Annotated in this window: 20 protein-coding genes and 1 tRNA gene; 9 read left to right on the top strand and 12 right to left on the bottom strand. The window is 61.6% G+C overall.

What is annotated here, in order from left to right; translation table 11 throughout:
* Window positions 1–126: 126 nt before the first annotated feature.
* The 7 genes from ACE3P6_RS04515 to ACE3P6_RS04485 all read right to left on the bottom strand — a co-directional run bounded on the left by ACE3P6_RS04515 (window position 127) and on the right by ACE3P6_RS04485 (window position 5,792).
* Window positions 127–588 carry a hypothetical protein gene (locus tag ACE3P6_RS04515; RefSeq protein WP_374391992.1) on the bottom strand — a complete coding sequence of 154 codons (462 nt, stop codon included), beginning with the start codon at window positions 586–588 and terminating at the stop codon, window positions 127–129.
* Between the two features lie 613 nt (window positions 589–1,201).
* Complete coding sequence (locus ACE3P6_RS04510) at window positions 1,202–1,591, bottom strand: hypothetical protein (protein WP_374391990.1); 390 nt, start codon at window positions 1,589–1,591, stop codon at window positions 1,202–1,204.
* A 35-nt stretch (window positions 1,592–1,626) separates the two neighbouring features.
* Window positions 1,627–1,899, bottom strand: a complete 273-nt coding sequence (locus ACE3P6_RS04505; RefSeq protein WP_374391988.1) for a hypothetical protein — start codon at window positions 1,897–1,899, stop codon at window positions 1,627–1,629.
* Window positions 1,900–2,983: 1,084 nt separating this feature from the next.
* Window positions 2,984–3,424 carry a hypothetical protein gene (locus ACE3P6_RS04500; RefSeq protein ID WP_374391986.1) on the bottom strand — a complete coding sequence of 147 codons (441 nt, stop codon included), beginning with the start codon at window positions 3,422–3,424 and terminating at the stop codon, window positions 2,984–2,986.
* 17 nt (window positions 3,425–3,441) lie between these two features.
* Window positions 3,442–3,978, bottom strand: a complete 537-nt coding sequence (locus ACE3P6_RS04495) for a recombinase family protein (protein WP_374391984.1) — start codon at window positions 3,976–3,978, stop codon at window positions 3,442–3,444.
* A 267-nt stretch (window positions 3,979–4,245) separates the two neighbouring features.
* Complete coding sequence (locus ACE3P6_RS04490; RefSeq protein WP_374391982.1) at window positions 4,246–5,595, bottom strand: DUF6538 domain-containing protein; 1,350 nt, start codon at window positions 5,593–5,595, stop codon at window positions 4,246–4,248.
* 107 nt (window positions 5,596–5,702) lie between these two features.
* Window positions 5,703–5,792, bottom strand: a tRNA-Ser gene (locus ACE3P6_RS04485).
* Window positions 5,793–5,973: 181 nt separating this feature from the next.
* Here ACE3P6_RS04485 and ACE3P6_RS04480 point away from each other — a divergent pair.
* The 5 genes from ACE3P6_RS04480 (at window position 5,974) to ACE3P6_RS04460 (ending at window position 8,948) form a co-directional block, all read left to right on the top strand.
* Entirely contained in the window at window positions 5,974–6,822 is an 849-nt protein-coding gene (locus ACE3P6_RS04480; RefSeq protein WP_374391980.1) for a DUF2059 domain-containing protein, read from the top strand.
* Window positions 6,823–6,996: 174 nt separating this feature from the next.
* Complete coding sequence (rplU, locus tag ACE3P6_RS04475) at window positions 6,997–7,437, top strand: 50S ribosomal protein L21 (protein ID WP_374372206.1); 441 nt, start codon at window positions 6,997–6,999, stop codon at window positions 7,435–7,437.
* A 6-nt stretch (window positions 7,438–7,443) separates the two neighbouring features.
* Window positions 7,444–7,713, top strand: coding sequence for a 50S ribosomal protein L27 (gene rpmA / locus ACE3P6_RS04470; protein ID WP_374391977.1), 270 nt, complete (start codon window positions 7,444–7,446; stop codon window positions 7,711–7,713).
* Window positions 7,714–7,896: 183 nt separating this feature from the next.
* Window positions 7,897–8,436 carry a GNAT family N-acetyltransferase gene (locus tag ACE3P6_RS04465; RefSeq protein ID WP_374391975.1) on the top strand — a complete coding sequence of 180 codons (540 nt, stop codon included), beginning with the start codon at window positions 7,897–7,899 and terminating at the stop codon, window positions 8,434–8,436.
* Window positions 8,436–8,948 (top strand): GNAT family N-acetyltransferase, encoded by a 513-nt coding sequence (locus tag ACE3P6_RS04460; RefSeq protein ID WP_374391973.1) that lies wholly within the window; start codon window positions 8,436–8,438, stop codon window positions 8,946–8,948. Before ACE3P6_RS04465 ends, ACE3P6_RS04460 begins: the two co-directional genes overlap by 1 nt.
* A gap of 64 nt (window positions 8,949–9,012) precedes the next feature.
* Here the strand turns inward: ACE3P6_RS04460 and ACE3P6_RS04455 are convergent, their stop codons facing one another.
* Window positions 9,013–9,633, bottom strand: a complete 621-nt coding sequence (locus ACE3P6_RS04455; protein WP_374391971.1) for a thiamine phosphate synthase — start codon at window positions 9,631–9,633, stop codon at window positions 9,013–9,015.
* Window positions 9,634–9,757: 124 nt separating this feature from the next.
* On the opposite strand from ACE3P6_RS04455, the gene ACE3P6_RS04450 reads away from it, so the two are divergent.
* The 3 genes from ACE3P6_RS04450 (at window position 9,758) to ACE3P6_RS04440 (ending at window position 12,411) form a co-directional block, all read left to right on the top strand.
* Complete coding sequence (locus tag ACE3P6_RS04450; RefSeq protein WP_374391969.1) at window positions 9,758–10,495, top strand: RNA methyltransferase; 738 nt, start codon at window positions 9,758–9,760, stop codon at window positions 10,493–10,495.
* Between the two features lie 350 nt (window positions 10,496–10,845).
* On the top strand, window positions 10,846–12,021 hold the full coding sequence (locus ACE3P6_RS04445) for a lytic murein transglycosylase (protein WP_374391967.1): 1,176 nt from the start codon (window positions 10,846–10,848) through the stop codon (window positions 12,019–12,021).
* Window positions 12,022–12,060: 39 nt separating this feature from the next.
* Window positions 12,061–12,411 carry a DUF2200 domain-containing protein gene (locus tag ACE3P6_RS04440; protein WP_374391965.1) on the top strand — a complete coding sequence of 117 codons (351 nt, stop codon included), beginning with the start codon at window positions 12,061–12,063 and terminating at the stop codon, window positions 12,409–12,411.
* 115 nt (window positions 12,412–12,526) lie between these two features.
* On the opposite strand, the gene ACE3P6_RS04435 is transcribed toward ACE3P6_RS04440, so the two are convergent.
* The 3 genes from ACE3P6_RS04435 to ACE3P6_RS04425 form a co-directional block, all read right to left on the bottom strand.
* Window positions 12,527–13,345 (bottom strand): lysophospholipid acyltransferase family protein, encoded by an 819-nt coding sequence (locus tag ACE3P6_RS04435; RefSeq protein ID WP_374391963.1) that lies wholly within the window; start codon window positions 13,343–13,345, stop codon window positions 12,527–12,529.
* Window positions 13,342–14,121, bottom strand: a complete 780-nt coding sequence (locus tag ACE3P6_RS04430; protein WP_374391962.1) for a GNAT family N-acetyltransferase — start codon at window positions 14,119–14,121, stop codon at window positions 13,342–13,344. Before ACE3P6_RS04430 ends, ACE3P6_RS04435 begins: the two co-directional genes overlap by 4 nt.
* A gap of 118 nt (window positions 14,122–14,239) precedes the next feature.
* A complete protein-coding gene (locus tag ACE3P6_RS04425; RefSeq protein WP_374372236.1) occupies window positions 14,240–14,422 on the bottom strand; it encodes a DUF3553 domain-containing protein in 183 nt (60 codons plus the stop codon).
* 27 nt (window positions 14,423–14,449) lie between these two features.
* Between ACE3P6_RS04425 and ACE3P6_RS04420 the strand changes: the two genes are divergently transcribed.
* Window positions 14,450–15,046 carry a histidine phosphotransferase family protein gene (locus ACE3P6_RS04420; protein ID WP_374391959.1) on the top strand — a complete coding sequence of 199 codons (597 nt, stop codon included), beginning with the start codon at window positions 14,450–14,452 and terminating at the stop codon, window positions 15,044–15,046.
* 3 nt (window positions 15,047–15,049) lie between these two features.
* Here the strand turns inward: ACE3P6_RS04420 and ACE3P6_RS04415 are convergent, their stop codons facing one another.
* Entirely contained in the window at window positions 15,050–16,309 is a 1,260-nt protein-coding gene (locus ACE3P6_RS04415) for a glutamate-5-semialdehyde dehydrogenase (protein WP_374392072.1), read from the bottom strand.
* Window positions 16,310–16,316: the final 7 nt, after the last annotated feature.

Below are 16,316 nucleotides of genomic sequence, written 5' to 3'. Positions count from 1 at the left end.
TCTGCTCCTAAGATGTGCTAGTGCTGAAATAGGGGGTAAGGTAGCCGGAAATGGGCAAAATAGGATCAATAAAATAAGGCTTGAAATTAGACCACTTTCGCCTTCCGGCTACCTAGGTACCAGACCTTAGACCATTTGCACTTTTGGGGCCTCTGGTGAAGCCTTTTCCAGATAGGCCTTAGCCTGCTCTAGTGTGGCAAACTGCTTGGTTGTACGCTTACCATCCACCTGCTTGCGTACTCTCCAGGTACCGTTGTTCAGGTCGATACCCTTGGGGATGATGGCTTCGGGTTGCTGGTGCTTCTGCTTCTCTCGATACTCAAAATCTTCCTCGATCAAGGTAGCCAAGACCTTTGCTTGGAAGTGAGTTAGAGAGACGCCTTGCAGCTTGCTACGGAGGTATTCCCCGGCTCTGCGCTGCTTGTCCTTCTGGGCCAGTTCCCCCAAGTCAATCTCAGGATTCAGGCTGGCGAGCATGGCAACATCTCCGAAGAGTGTGTCCGCTTCCTTGACGGCAGAAGGTTCAGGAGTGGAAGTAATGAAAGGTAATTCAGAGTAAATGGACAAAGACAAATCAAGGTTAGGCAACTAAAGGTAACTCCTTTCTCATGAGTGAATTTACGAACATTGCAGCGTCAAGTGGTGAAGTGAATCCTTCCCCTCTACCGTTGAGCAGGAACATGTCCTGAGGCCCCAAGCACTTCACCAACATTAGGGACCAGAGGAGCTTATGATCCTTAGTTACTATGGTGTAGGTCTGAGGCTTGAGGTACTCCGCTATTGTATCGTAGTCCTGCTTTCTTCGGATGGGTAACGGGTCTTGGAAGAGTAGACAGTGGGAAAGCTCTGCAACCAACTTCATTATCTATGACCTCTCTCAAGGAAGTCTGAGAGGGACTTGGCGGCGACAAAGGCCGAGGAAAACCACTCTCCTTGAAAGGCAGGATGATTGACAGACAGGTGAGAGTTGTACTGCTGATTGCCTCTCTCAAAGTAGATCGTGGTTTCTTCCTTGTCCTTTAGGACTGCAAACCATTTGGTCTTACGAGCTACACCACTCGAAAAATCTTCAAACAGAGTCAGGTTTGGGTAAGAGTACGTAAGATATTCCTCCTTTGCGACCCTGTTTGCCTGAGGGTGAGGGCTGGCATTGTTTGACGTAGTAGGTTGTTTTGTTCTAATCGCTGGCATTGTAATCTCCTTATGCTGCTGAAATAAACTTGGTTGTACTGAGCTTGGCAATGTTAGCGAGTTGCTCAGTGGGTCTAATAGTCTTAGTGCTACGGTTGTACTTGATGAGGTTCTTTTCTGCGAGTTTGTCCAGATACTCGATCCAGATTGCTGCATAGCCTCGCCTGATCCAGTCCATCCCGTTACGGGTGTTGACTAGACAAATCTCATCCTCGTCAATGAACCTCAGTAGAGCAGCTACGAACTTCCTTTGATTGCCGCCGTGCATCCCTGTTCTGATGGTGGGTAATACCCCTTCCAGCTTGAGGGCTTCCTCAAGATTGTTGATACGAGCTAAGTTGTAGGGATCATCAAAGTCCCAAGTTGCTACGCTTCCGATAAAGCACCAAATCGTATTCATAGGCTCATCCTTCTCAAGAAATATCCTAGCCATAATCAGTCATTTCCGTAGAATGCATCTCGGCCAAGCAGGCCAAAGTCTCTCTGCACTTGTTCCTGGACCTTTCGGCTACGGTAAGTGGCATCACCCACTCTCTTGCGGTAGCTCATCCATTGGGCGAAGGTGCGGGGCCGATCACTGGAATGCAGTCCGATACGCTCTGCCTCAGCAGATTTGGAAGGCTCGCGCTTCTCCATTTGGGCTTTGAGCAGGGCAAGCTCTGAACGCAGTGCTTCCAGTTCAGCAGTCTCATCATTGAAAAGTCCCATGAAATATCCTTTCTATAATGTTCTGGGAGATAGAAGTGGCGGATAGCCAGAAAACAGATAATTCTGTTTCAAACTTCTATATATATATTCTCTCATATTCGGACTAAAAAGTCAAGTTAATTCGTCCTCGCTTTGCAAATAGTATTGAAATGAGACCCTAATGAGCGATTGTCTGCCTAATGAAATTTAGGACAGAAGACAGCAAAGATGATGCCTAATCGAGAGGCTCCGCGAAGACTTCTTTCGCACGACCCTCAAAAAAGCCTTAAAAATAAGGCCCAAATCGACCCCCTCCGTATAATCTCTGGAAGGTTGTTGGCTGATTGGAGGTTGGCCCTTTTAAAGTATCAGACAAGTAGGATACTGTAAGGCATTGCCTTGCGCTAACTCAGAGGATAGCTGATCGACAAAGCATAGACAGAAGGCTAACGGACATAGACAAGAGAATTGAGATAATGTAGGCTTAAGTTATTAATATTACTAGGAAATATGATTACTGAAGTAGCTTAGGGTATTACCACTTACGTTCATCTACTATATCTTGATAACCTTCGGTAGTTAATACCATATATTGTAAACAAGCTACTTCAAGGCCCCTAAAACTAGTTATTTTATGTCTATTAATAGTAAAGAATCCTCATGTTTCTGTCGAGTATTGCTGCGGAGCAACAGCCTTCGGCTGTCGAGCAGGCGGAGCCTGCGCTCTCGACGTATAGCAGTAGTAGAATCGAGAGAGCTTTGGAACAAACAGCGTAGCTCCTGATGCTATCTCGATGTATGATAGTAGTCTTTCTTCTTCTAAGAGATATGAAACCTCCGGAGGAACTAGAGGAGAGCTTAAAGGTAAGACGCGCTGGTACGCGTACGCGAGGGAGCGCCTCAGGCTGTTACTGCGCAGTATCACCAAAGAGCCTCGCCAGATGCCCTCTGACTGGAGCTTCCTTCTCCGGCATCATCCGAAGGGCTAGACACGCTGTAGGGTGCCTCCCAGAGCCGCTACGGGGCAATCCGAGGGCATTCTCTCCCCCCGTAAACGAAAAGACCCCCTCGGAAGGGGGCCTGATGCAGTTCAGGTGGTGCGTTGTTACGCAAGGCTCCAGACGTTGGGTCTCTTTCCCTTCGGCAGCTTGCCGTTTGCGTCCCTGAGTTCTTCCAGACGGTCATCAGATGCCGGGATATTTCCAAGGGTGGAAACCCTTTGCATCGCTTGAAGGTCGTTGTTGATGCGTACCTTCGCCGCATCATCCGTAGCGCCAAGCTTCTCGTGGATTTGAGAGGCAAACAGTCCCTCTGGATGCTTGGCCAGAAGGTCGGCAATCCGCTTCTCACGCTCAGCCTTGTCTTCGTTGGTGCGACTTGTGGCAGTCTTCGCTTTGGATGACTTATCCAGCGTAAGGGAGTAATGGAAACCAAGCACTTCCCCCACCTCGTTAAGTTCCTTGATGGCATCCTGCGCAGCTTTGATCAGGTTGGCCCTCTCAGTCTGCAATCCCTTGAGGTATTCTTGAACCTTTGCGTTAGCCATTTCATTCTCCCTCCGATTTAAGACAGATACCGATAAACAGTCTGTCGGGTTACGTCAAGTTTCTTGGCTATCTCCGTGATGCTAAGCCCATTCTGCTTAAGCTGATCTACCTCTTGCTTGGTAACGCTAGGCTTCCTGCCACGGTAGACGCCCTTGAGCTTAGCCTTCGCTATGCCTTCCTTCTGTCGTTCCCTGATCAGTGCCCGTTCAAACTCTGCCACAGCGCCAAGCACTTGAAGATACAGGGTACTTGCAGGATTGGAGTTGTCAGGGCTGAAGGTCAGACCATCCTTAACAAACACGATGGTTACCTTCTTCCGCAGGAAACCCTGCACCAGTTCCAGAAGGTCTTGAAGGTTCCTTGCCAGCCTGTCGATTGACCAGACCTTGACGGTATCCCCCTCTCGTACCCACTGGATCAGGTCAGTTAGTCCAGGACGATCCTTAGTCCCTGCGGATGCCTTGTCCTCAAACACCTTGTCGCATGGTCCTAGGTCCTGTCGGTCTAGGGACTGGTCCTCTGATGATACCCTTCGGTAGCTCACTGTAGCCATGTCATCACCTTTGTATGTTTAGGGTCTAGATGGTTAGACACTAGGCGTAACATAATGCAGAAGTCAATCCTAACTTTACACATTAAGCTAGCCTGATGCGTGTAAGGTTAGAGTACACCCTAAGGTGACAAGGCTTTCCCCGTTGACGATCAAGCCCGAAGGTCTTTGCTAGGTGAAAAGCGGTAAGGGGCACCCAAGGGGGGCAGGGGGGTACTACTTCTTAGGAGAAATGCACCCCGAAATTATCTCAGCAAAATTACCGTGATTTCAAACTAGCCAAGGATGTTTCACCTTGCAGAGTGCATCGTACCTAGCCTTGAGGGAAGGTCCTACACCGTAGCCCCCTGCAACGTCCCCAGAGCCGTGACCAGTCAGGAAGTCATTCGTTTCCTTGGTTACTCCCTCGTCCCTGAGCATGTCCTTAAGCGATCCTCGCAGCGAGTGAACTACCTTGCTGGTGTCCATTCCCCTGATTTTCTTGATATGCCGCATCAGGGCTTTGGAAGCTGCAACTTGAGCCTTACCGTCTTTGTCTGTCTTGTAACTGAAAAGTCTTCCCGTTCCCCGTGTACCCAATACCTTGAGCAGTTCTGGGACTATTGGCACCTTTCTAGCTGAACCGATATTCTTAAGCTTCTTGTCCTTCCCGGTAAGGTCAAAGTACGGGATGCCTCCCTCTTCCTTCACGTCTTCCCAAGTCAGCAAAGCAGCTTCGTCTAGCCTCATCCCGGTAGCGATCAGGATCGAGAGTAGCTTTCTGTCTTCATCCGGCATGGTGAGCTTGAACAGGGCCTCTAGCTGTGTCCGGTCCAGAGGCGTGTAGCTCTCCTTCTTCCTGCCGTATCCGCTCAGCGTCAGTCCCTTGAAGGGGTTTGCAGCGATCTTGCCCTTTCGTTCTGCGTAGGTGAGACATTGAGACACAAACGTCAGACGGTTCCCAATGGTCTTCTCTGCCATCGTGGCAGCCTGACCAGACGCGAAATCATAGGCATGTTTCTTGACGATCTTGGACACCACCAAGTCACCGGAGAACTCTATGAAATGGTCGATTGCTCGCTTGGTGGCATCCTTGGTCTTCGCCTTGGTGAAGGGGTGAACCGACAGGAACTCCTTCGCTAGCTCGCTCAGTTTCTCGCTGCTTGGTGCGGTACCGGATGCTACCTCAATCTCAGCCTCTACCCGCTCAAGCAGTGGCTCCGCTCGGGTCAGGTCATGTTCACGGTAGGCCAGTTCCTCTTGGTCGCCGTAGGTTGGTCTGTACCGTACAGCCGCAACTAGCCCTCTGGCTTCGTCAAGCATCGCTGCCAGCGCCTCAGGGTCTCCGTATGCCTCAGGGAAGTATGTCGGCTTGCCAGCCCCCAGAGCATCGCTCAGCGCTTCCAGTGCATCCCGAACCGGGTTTAATTCCGTCCTGGCCTTGTCGAACTCAGCATAGATTTCAGACGCTATGCCGTGCTGTCTGGTCTTGGCTATTGCCTTGTCGCTGGTGCCAGTGGACCGCCTCAGTTGGGTCTGATCCTTGAAGGCAGAGCGTAGCTCAGGCGGTATGGTGACGTAGACGTACCACTTGCCCTTGGCCTTGAGGTAGTTCAGCGAGGAGGGAGGATTCTGGACCATGAGACACCAGCCGGAGAGGAGCCGTAGTGTCCAAGTTTAGTGTCCATTCCAGTGTCCAAGCAAGAGAAAACCCCTTATTTTCTTGTACTTTATGGACTTATGGAGTGTGGCGGAGAGGGTGGGATTCGAACCCACGGTAGGCGCAAACCTACAACGGTTTTCGAGACCGCCACGATCGACCACTCCGTCACCTCTCCGCGCTTCAGGGGTCGTCTATGTGGCGGGGTGGATAGCCGGGCGTCGCGCGATGCGCAAGGGGTTTCGGCAGAATTCTTGGCCGTCAGCCGCGGGCTTCACGGTCAGTTGCGGGCGCCCGCCTTGGCAAGGACCGCCCGAGCGACTACCTCTCGGAGGCACCGCAATTCGGAAGGCCCCACCATGACCCTGCCGCGCCTGGCCCTGGCCCTGCTGCTTGCCGCCACGTCCCCCGTCCGGGCGGAAACCACGGTTGCGCCCCCGGCCGCCGAAGCCCCGGTCGACCATCTGGGCCAGGTGCTTCAGCTCGACGCATTGTTCCAGGTCCTGCGCGAGGAGGGGCTGGCGCATGGCGAATCGTTGAAGACCGACATGTTCCCCTCGGGCGGCGGGGCCGACTGGGAAGCGGAGGTGTCACGCATCTATGACGCCGCCCGTCTGCGGGCCGACTTCACGGCGGCGCTGGAGGCATCGCTGGGGTCCGACCCCGAAACCCTGGCCGAGATCACTGCCTTCTTCGCCTCCGACCTTGGCCAGCGCATCCTGAAGCTGGAGATCGAGGCGCGGCGTGCCTTCCTCGATACGGCTGCGGAAGAGGCCGCGCAGGTCGCCGCCGACGATGCGGCCGCGGCGAAGGAGCCGAGGGTCGCCCAGTTGCGCCGGATGATCGAGGCGGCGGACCTCTTGGAGATGAACGTGGCCGGGGCGCTGTCGGGCAACCTTGCCTTCATGACCGGCATGGCCTCGACCGGGGCCTATGGCGCGGTACCGGACGACCAGCTGCTGTCGGATGTCTGGGGTCAGGAAGACCAGATCCGCGCCGATACCTCGACCTGGCTCTATTCCTACCTTGGCCTCGCCTATTCCCCGCTGACCGAGGCCGAGATGGAGAGCTACATCAAATTCTGGCAAAGCCCCGCCGGGCAGCGGCTGAATGCGGCGCTCTTCGCGGCCTTCGACGTGGTCTTCCGCGACGTCTCGCGCGATCTTGGCAAGGCCGCGGGAATCGCGATGCAGGGGCGCGATATCTGAGCCTGCCCGCTTGACACTGCCGGGGGATCGCCGCATAAGCGCGCATCCCGGGCGGGGGCTCTCTGCCCGGGTCTCTTTATTCATGACGCCCCAAGGGGCGCGCTGTCCGAGGCGGGGAAACCCGAGAACACCCGAAAGGGGGCCGCAGGGCGCGGAGCGATGGAAGGAAAGACCATGTTTGCGGTCCTCAAGACCGGCGGCAAGCAGTACAAGGTGCAGGCGGGTGACGTGCTGCGCGTTGAGAAGCTCGATGCCGTGGCCGGCGACAAGATCCAGTTCAACGACATCCTGATGGTCGGCACCACCGTGGGTGCGCCGCTGGTTGCAGGCGCGGCCGTCCAGGCCGAGGTCATCGACCAGATCAAGGGCGAAAAGACCATCCACTACGTCAAGCGCCGCCGGAAGCACTCCAGCCAGCGCACCAAGGGCCACCGCCAGCACCTGACGCTGGTCCGCGTGACCGAAGTGCTGGAAAAGGGCGCCGACAAGTCGGGCGTCAAGGCCGCGACCGGCACCGTTGCCGCGCGCCGTGCCGCGCATGAGGCTCCCGGTGCGAAACCGGCGGCTGCCGAGAAACCGAAGCGTGCCGCCAAGGCCGCGAGCGCTCAGGAGTAATCCCAGATGGCACACAAGAAAGCAGGCGGTTCGTCCCGCAACGGTCGCGACAGCGCCGGTCGTCGCCTGGGCGTCAAGCTCTTCGGTGGCCAGCACGCCATTCCGGGCAACATCATCTGCCGCCAGCGCGGGACCCAGTGGTTCCCGGGCGAAGGCGTGGGCATGGGCACCGACCATACCATCTTCGCCACCGTCGAAGGCCAGGTGAGCTTCAAGAAGGGGCTGAAGGGCCGCACCTTCATCTCCGTCCTCCCGGTCGCGGAGGCAGCCGAGTAAGCCGAACCTTCACATTCGGAGTGTAAGGGGGGATCGGTCGAAGGGCCGGTCCCCTTTCCCGTTTCCGGGGGAGCGGAACGGGAATGTGGCGGACTGCCATGTCACGACCCCGAAAGGGACAAACAATCGGGCGATTGAACGGCTATCCGGCAATCCCCACATGTGCTTCAGAGGAGGGAAGCCATGATCCTGGAGAAGTTTGCCAGCCCGGTCGAGATAGCGACCGAACGCTTCGTCCTGCGGCCCGTGCGCAAATCCGACGCCGGGCTCTTCGCGCTTTATGCCGGGGACAGGCGGGTGGCCGAAGCCACGCAGGGCATCCCGCATCCCTTGCCCCCCGGGGCGGCCGAGGCCTTCTGCGCCCGCGCGATGACGGCGGGGGGCGAGGAGGACATCTGGGTCATGGACGGCACCCGGTCCGACCTGCCCGAGGTTCTGGGGGTGATCAGCCTGAAGAAGATGGACCGGGGCCAGTCCGAGGTCGCCTTCTGGGTCGCGCCGGCCTTCTGGAACCACGGCATCGCGTCTGCGGCGGTGAACGCGCTGGTTGCGGCCAATCCGCAGAAGAACTGCACCATGTTCGCCGAGGCGTTTCAGGACAACCCCGGCTCAGCCCGGGTGCTGACCAATGCGGGCTTCCAGTACCTTGGCGACGCCGAAAGCTACTCGGTCGCGCGCGACGCCAATGTCCCGACCTGGACCTACATTCGCAAGCTGGACTGATGGCCGGGGTCCCGATCCTCACCCCGCGGCTGGTGCTGCGGGCGATGACCGGGGCCGACGTGCCGCGCTTTCACGCGCTGGTGACGAAGGCAGAGGTGGCGCGGATGCTGTTCCTGTTCCACCCCGGCTGGACGCTGGAGGAGGCAAGGGCCTTTCTGGCCGACTGGGCCTGGAGCGGCGGCTTGCGTTTTCGCCTTTCGATCGAGGAGGCGGGGGAATGGCGCGGCTGGATCGGCGTCTCTGACGACCCGGAGCCGGAGATCTTCTACGCGCTGACGGCTGAGGCCGCCGGTCGCGGGCTGGCGCGTGAGGCAGTGGCTGCCTTCACCCGCTTCCTTTTCGACCGTTTCGACGTTCCGGCGCTGCGGGCGGGCGTGTTCTTTGACAACCCCGCCTCGAAGAAGCTGCTGCGGGCCTGCGGGTTCGAGGAAATCGGGGTCGAGGATCACCCGTCGCGCGGAAGGGACGCCCCGGCGCCAGCCCACATCTTCCGGTTGGCCCGGCCTGCGTGACCGCTCCTCGTTCGCCTTCGGCTCCTCGTCGCTCACGGCCTGAGACGAAGTCACCGAAGAGCCATCATCCCAGCGGTGCGAGAAGGGCCTTCAGCGCGGCGAGCGGGTCCTCGGCGCCCCAGATCTCCTCGCCCACGGCGAAGAAGTCGGTGACGGGGCCGAACTTTGCCACCAACTCGGCGGTCAGCGCGCCTTCGGCGATGATCGGGACTTCGATCACCTCGGACCACCATTCGAACAGCTCGAACGGGGCGCGGCTGCCATCGCCGAGCGCCGTCGCGCCGATGGGGCCGAAGCTGGCGTAATCCGCCCCGGTCTCGCCTGCCGTCATCCCGTCATGTTTCGAGGCCCCGCAGAAGGCGCCCACGATGGCATCCGCGCCGAGGTCCTTGCGGGCCTTGCGCACGTTGCGCGACCCGTCGGTCAGGTGGACGCCGTCGAGACCGAGGCGTTCGGCGAGGATCAGGTGGTTGTCGATCACCACGGCCACGTCGCGGGCATGCGCCGCCTCGCGCGCGGCATCTGCGGCGCGCATCAGGGTGTCTTCGTCCTTCGTTCCGAGGGAAAGCCGCAGGCAGGCGATCTCGGCCCCGTCGAGGACGCGGCCGAGTTGGTCCGAGAAGGTCTCGGGGTCGAAGGTCGGGGGGGTGATCAGGGTGATCTGCGGGCGGTCGTCTGCGGCCATTTCGGGCTCCGGTCTTGCGTTCCGGCCCGTCTATCAGCGTTTCGCGGGCTTGGCTACGGCCCGCGCTTGCCAGCCTGCGGCGGCTGATCTATCTGCCTGCCACCCCCAGAAACGAGGCCCGTGCATGATCCCCCCCGTCTTCATCCTGGTCCGGCCCCAGATGGGCGAGAACATTGGTGCCGCGGCGCGGGCGATGCTGAATTTCGGCCTCGAACGGATGCGGGTGGTGGGCCCGCGCGACGGCTGGCCGAACCCGAAGGCGGTGGCGATGGCAAGCGGAGCCGGGCGGGTGCTGGACCAGGCGGGGCTGTTTGCCGACCTTGGCGGGGCGGTGGCGGACTGCGACTTCGTCTTCGCCACCACGGCGCGGGGGCGGGAGCTGGTGAAGGAGGTCGTGACGCCGGAGCGGGCGATGGAGATGGCGCGGGCTCTGGGGGCGGAAGGGAAGCGGGTGGGGGTTCTGTTCGGGCCGGAACGGGCGGGGCTGGAGAACGAGGATATCGTCCGGGCCAACGCGATCGTCACGGTGCCGGTGAACCCGGAGTTTCCCTCGCTGAACCTGGGGCAGTGCGTGCTGCTCTTGGGCTACGAATGGCAGCGGCAGGGGGCGGGGGGTCCTCCGTCCGTGATGGAGCTGGCCCGGACCGACTTTGCCAGCCGGGAGGAGGTGGACCGGCTGGGGGATCATTTCGAGGAGCGGCTGGAGGCGGCGGGGTTCTTCTTTCCCGAGACCAAGGTGGAGGGGATGAAGGCGAACCTGCGGAACATGTGGGGGCGGCTGGGGCTGACGCGGGCCGAGGTGCAGACCTTCCACGGGATGCTGCGGCAGATCGCGTTCAAGCTGAAGAAACAGGGCGACTGAGCGGGCTGTCCACGGTGGGCATTTCTGGAATATTTAGTGATGCCAATGATTTGTGCGTGGTCGTTCAGGGTTTCTTAAGGCGATGGTTAACGGCCCTTGGCCAGCGGCGGACCGGGGGTTTTCCACCCCCGGACCCCCGGAGGATATTTGGGCCAGTATGAAAGGCATGGGCCGGCGCTGGATTGCCAAACCGGCGCGGCGAGGGTTGGCCTTTGGGGCAGGCCGCGGCTATCATCGCCGGATAACAAGAGCAGCAGGCGGGCAGCGGCATGGCACAGGCGATTTCTTCGAGTGGTTTTTCACGGCGCGGGGCGCTTCTTCTCGGGGGAGCGGCAGTGCTTTCGGGCTGCATGTCCTCGGGTCGCTCCGGCGGCGGCGGCTACCGTGCGCCGGACCCGGCGCCGCGCCCGGTGCCGAACGCCGGGTGGGATGCCTGGGTTGACGGGTTCAAGGGGCGCGCGGCGGCGCGCGGGATTTCGCAGGGCACCCTCGACGCGGCGTTCCGGGGGGCGGGATTCCTGCCGGAGGTGATCGAGAAGGACCGCAACCAGACCGAGTTCAACCGGACGCTGGAGGACTACCTGAACATTGCCGCCTCGGACGAAAGGGTTTCGCTGGGGCGTCAGAAATTCGCGCAGTACCAGGGCACCTTGCAGGCCATCGAGGCCCGCTACGGGGTGGACGCGCAGGTGGTCGCGGCGATCTGGGGGCTGGAGAGCTTTTTCGGGACGCGGCGCGGCAATGTGCCGGTGGTGAGCGCCCTGTCGACGCTGGCCTACGAGGGGCGGCGGGCGGAGTTCTTCGAGGGGCAGCTTACGGCGGCGCTGAAGATCTTGCAGGCGGGGGATGTCTCGCCCGGCGCAATGACCGGCAGCTGGGCGGGCGCCATGGGTCATACCCAGTTCATCCCGACCAGCTATCTGGCCTTTGCAGTGGATTTCACCGGCGACGGGCGGCGGGATATCTGGTCGGAGGACCCGACCGATGCGCTGGCCTCGACCGCGGCCTACCTTGCGAAGTCGGGCTGGACGCATGGCTTGCCCTGGGGGATGGAAGTGACCCTGCCCGGTGGTTTCAACAGCGGGCTTCTGGGGCGCGGCAAGGGCAGGTCGGCGGCGGAGTGGCAGGGATTGGGCGTGCGGTCGGCGGACGGGCGCGCGCTGGCGGGCGGGTCGATCATCGCCGGGGGCAATGGCGGGGCGCCCTATTTCCTGCTGACGCAGAATTTCGCGGTGATCCTGCGCTACAACAACGCGCAGAATTACGCGATCGGGGTCGGGCATCTGTCGGACCGGCTCATGGGCCGGGGGGCGGTTCAGGCGAGCTTCGGGCCGGATGCGTCGGGCATGACCAAGGCCGACCGGCAGGAGTTGCAGCGGCTTCTGACCGCGAAGGGCTTTGACACTGGCGGCAGCGACGGGGTGATGGGGGCGAAGACCAAGGCCGCGATCAGTGCCTATCAGGCGAGCGTCGGGGTGCCGGTGACGGGAGAGCCGTCTTTGGAGTTGCTGCGGCGGTTGCGGTGAGGATGGTGGGTTTCACCCACCCTATGAAGGGGGTGATGGATGGCGCATCGCATCTTCGGGATGAGCGTGGCGAAGGTCTATCCGGCCTGGGCCGCGAAGGTCGAGCGGAAGGGGCGCAGCACGGCCGAGCTGGATGCGGTGATCTGTTGGCTGACCGGCCATGATCAGGCCAGTCTGGAGGCGGTGCTGGCTGAAGGCGTCGACTTGCAGCACTTCTTCACCGAGGCCCCGGCGCTGAACCCCGCGCGGGAGCAGGTGACGGGGGTGGTCTGCGGGGTGCGGATCGAAGCCATCGACGATCCGCTGATGAAGGAGATTCGCATCCTGGACAAGCTGGTGGACGAGCTGGCGAAGGGGCGGCCCCTGGCGAAGGTGTTGCGCCAGGGGTGAGGGCGACCGTTCCTGACCGTCATCCCCGCGCAAGCGGGGACCCGAAGACGGTCGCAACCTGGGCTAAGCTGGTTCCCCGCTTGCGCGGGGATGACAGCAGGAGCCTGGTCTCGCCCTACACCGCGTTCACATGGGCGGTGCGGATGACGCGCTCGCAGTGCTGCGACAGGGTCTTGCGGTTCTCGAAGGCGTCGACCGGAACCTCGGGGTGGAAGATCACCTCGACGCGGCCCTGGCGGGGGGTGGCGAGGGTCTTCACCAGGTGGCTGGCGAAATCCATGTCGCCCCACCAGCCATAGTGGCGGGGGTCCTCGCCTGCGGGGGCGTGGAAGATCACCGTCACCGGCTGGATATGCATGCTGCGTTCGAGGGCGGGGGAGAAGAAGGCCTCGAAGAGGGTGGACTTGAACGGCAGGACGCGGATCGCGTCGGTGCTGGTGCCTTCGGGGAAGAAGAGCAGGCGGTGCCCGGCCTGCAGGCGGGATTCGAAAATCTCCTGCTGGCGCTTCGCCTCGGTCCCCTTGCGGGCGATGAAGACGGTGCCGGTGGCCCGGGCGAGCCAGCCGATCATCGGCCAGGCCGCGACCTCGGCCTTGGCCACGAAGTAGATCGTCTGCACCGCGTTCAGCACGAAGATGTCGAGCCAGGAGGAATGGTTGGCGACGATGGCGCCGGGGTGGGTCATCGGCTGGCCCCGGACGGTCAGCGGCAGGCGCAGGAGGCGAAGCGCGCTGCGGCAGACGAAGCGGGTGATATGCGGCGTGACCGGACGGGCCTGACCGCACAGCGGCCATTCGACGAGGCGCACGAGGAGGAGGACGAAGAGCCCGCCGTAGGTGAGCGCGCCGATCAGGCCGCCGCGCCAGATCACGCGGAGCCAGCCGAGCGGGGTGATCTTCAACGGGGGCGGGGGGACCTCCTGCCAGGGGGTCATGGCCCGGCCTTGCGGATGTAGAACTCGCGGTGGCGGGCGGACATCTGGCCGGTGTCCATCACCAGGCAGACATCTGTGGTGTTGAAGGCGCGGTCGATCCAGGCGCCGTCGCCGACGAAGCCGCCGAGGCGGAGGTAGGCCTTGATCAGCGCGGGCGTCGCGGCCATCGCGGCGCGGCGGTCGAGGTCGGCGGCGGGGATCAGGTTCATCTCTTGCCGATGGGGCGGCAGGGCGCGGACCCGCATCGCCGCGGGCGCGAGGTGGTTGTGGTAGAGGTGGCTCAGCGGCTGGGCCAGCGTGGCGATGTCGGTGCCGTGGAACGAGGCGGCGCCGAACAGGATCTCGATCCCCCGGTCAAGCACATATTCGGCGAGGCCGTTCCACAGCAGGAACATCGAGGTCCCGCCCCGATGGTCGGCCTGGACGCAGGAACGCCCGAGTTCCAGCAGGCGACGACCGGAGGCGAGAAGGGGCGTCAGGTCGAATTCGGTTTCCGAATAGAAGCGACCGGCGGCAGCGCGGCGGTCGGAGGGCAGCACGCGGTAGGCGCCGATGACATGGGCCCTGGTCGCCGGGTCGATGCGGCGGTCGACGAGGAGGAGGTGGTCGAAGAACGGATCGAAGGCGTCGCGCTCCAGCCGGTTGGCGTGGTCGACGAGCGGTCCGTCGCCGCCAAGCTCTTCCACGAAGACCTGGTAGCGCAGGTGCTGCGCGGCGGTCAGGTCTTCGGGCGTGCTCGCCAGCCGGACGGTGTAGGGGGACTCATCGGCAGTCATCGGCTTTGACATGGCTAGGGCAGGCCTGACTTAGCCAGCGGCAGGCCGCTTTGCAACCGTCTGCCGGTTCTGGGAAAATCGCAGCAATTCCCGGTTGAGTTTCGGCTGCGGATTCGCACTATGGGTGATCAGTTTCCGCAACCGGCAGAAGGAAGACGCGCTTCATGTCGATCACGACCTTGCCGGCATGTTCGAAGTTCACTGTCACCTTGTTGTCGATGTTCGACTGTACCTGACCAAGACCCCAGTCCGCCTGCTCCGGGTGGCGCACCAGCATGCCCGGTTCCAGAAGTGCCGCCATGTCCCGTCCTTTCGCCCGGTTTTTCGCATGCAAGACAAGCCCGACCTCGCCGCCCTGATCGCCTCGCGCATCTGCCATGACCTTATCAGCCCGATCGGGGCGATAGGCAACGGGGTGGAGCTTCTGGCGATGGAGCCGGGCGGGGTGCGGCCCGAGATGGCGCTGATCTCGGAAAGCGTGGCGAATGCGAATGCGCGGATCCGGTTCTTCCGCATCTGTTTCGGTCAGGCGTCGAGCGACCAGCGCATCGCGCGGTCGGAGGTAGCGTCGATCCTGGGGGATCTCTCGCGCGGGGGGCGGGTCGGCTATGGCTGGACCAGCCCGGCCGACCTGTCGCGGCGCGAGGTGCGGCTGGTGTTCCTTTTGCTGCAATGCCTGGAAAGCGCGCTGGCCTATGGCGGCAAGGTGAGCGTCACGCGGGGCGAGACGGGCTGGCTGGTCCTGGCGGAAGCGCCGCGGCTGAAGGTGGACGCAGGCCTTTGGGAGGTGCTGACCGAGCCGCGCGCCCCGGCCGAGATCGGCGCGAACCAGGTGCATTTCGCGCTGGTGCCGGACGAACTGGCGCGGCAGGGGCGGCGGCTGATCACCGAGATCGGCGAGACGACGATAAGGCTGACGTTCTAGCGCTCAGGGCCGGATCGTCCCGTCGCCCGTCACCAGATACTTGAAGCTGCACAGCTGCTCGGCCCCCACCGGGCCGCGCGCGTGCAGCTTGCCGGTCGCGATGCCGATTTCCGCGCCCATGCCGAATTCGCCGCCGTCGGCGAACTGGGTCGAGGCGTTGCGCATCAGGATCGCGCTGTCGAGCTGGGTGAAGAACCGTTCCGCAGTGGCGTCGTTCTCGGTCAGGATCGATTCCGTGTGGTTGGAGCCGTATTTGCGGATATGGGCGATGGCCTGGTCCACTCCGTCCACCAGTTTTGCGGCGATGATCATGTCGAGGAATTCGTGGCCGAAATCCTCGGGCGTGGCGCGCTTGGTGCCGGGAACCTTCAGCAGCTCGCCCTCGGTGCGCACTTCGACGCCCGCTTTCATCAGGTCCTCGATCAGCACGCCGCCATGCTTGGTGTAGAACTGCCAGTCGATCAGCAGGCATTCCGCCGCGCCGCAGACGCCGGTGCGGCGGGTCTTGGCGTTCAGAACCACTTTGCGGGCTTTCTCCAGATCGGCGTCGCGGTCGGCGTAGACATGGCAGATGCCTTCCAGATGCGCGAAGACCGGCACCCGCGCCTCGCGTTGCACAAGGCCGACAAGGCTCTTGCCGCCACGCGGGACGATGACGTCGATGAAGTCGGTGGCCTGGAGCATGGCCGTTACCATCTCGCGGTCGCGGGTCGGGATGAACTGGATCGCGGTCGCGGGCAGGTTGGCGGATTTCAACCCGTCAAGCATGCAGGCGTGGATCGCCTCGGAAGTCTCATAGCTTTCCGATCCGCCGCGCAGGATCACGGCATTGCCGGATTTGAGGCAAAGCGCGCCCGCATCGGCGGTGACATTGGGGCGCGATTCGTAGATGACACCGACGACGCCCAGGGGGGTGGCGACGCGCTGGATGTGGAGGCCGTTCGGGCGGTCCCATTCGGCCAGGATGCGGCCCACCGGGTCTTTCTGTTCGGCGATCTGGCGCAGCGCATCGACGATGCCGCGCAGGCGGTTGTCGTCAAGGCGCAGGCGGTCGAGCATCGCCGGGGTCAGGCCCTTCTGCACGCCCGCGTCGAGGTCGAGGGTGTTGGCATCCAGAATCTCGGTCCGGCGCCGCCAGACCGCATCGGCGGCGGCGATCAGCGCGGCGGCCTTGCGTTCCGAGGAGGCGCAGGCAAGCTCGGCCGCCGCCGCGCGGGCCTTGCGGCCGATCTCGGTCATCAGGTCGGTGAACTGGCCGTCCATTGCGCTT

Source organism: Tabrizicola sp., from assembly GCF_041911175.1.
GTDB lineage: Bacteria > Pseudomonadota > Alphaproteobacteria > Rhodobacterales > Rhodobacteraceae > Tabrizicola.
Note: the sequence above shows the minus strand (reverse complement) of the source record. Positions and strands in the feature narration are given on the sequence as shown.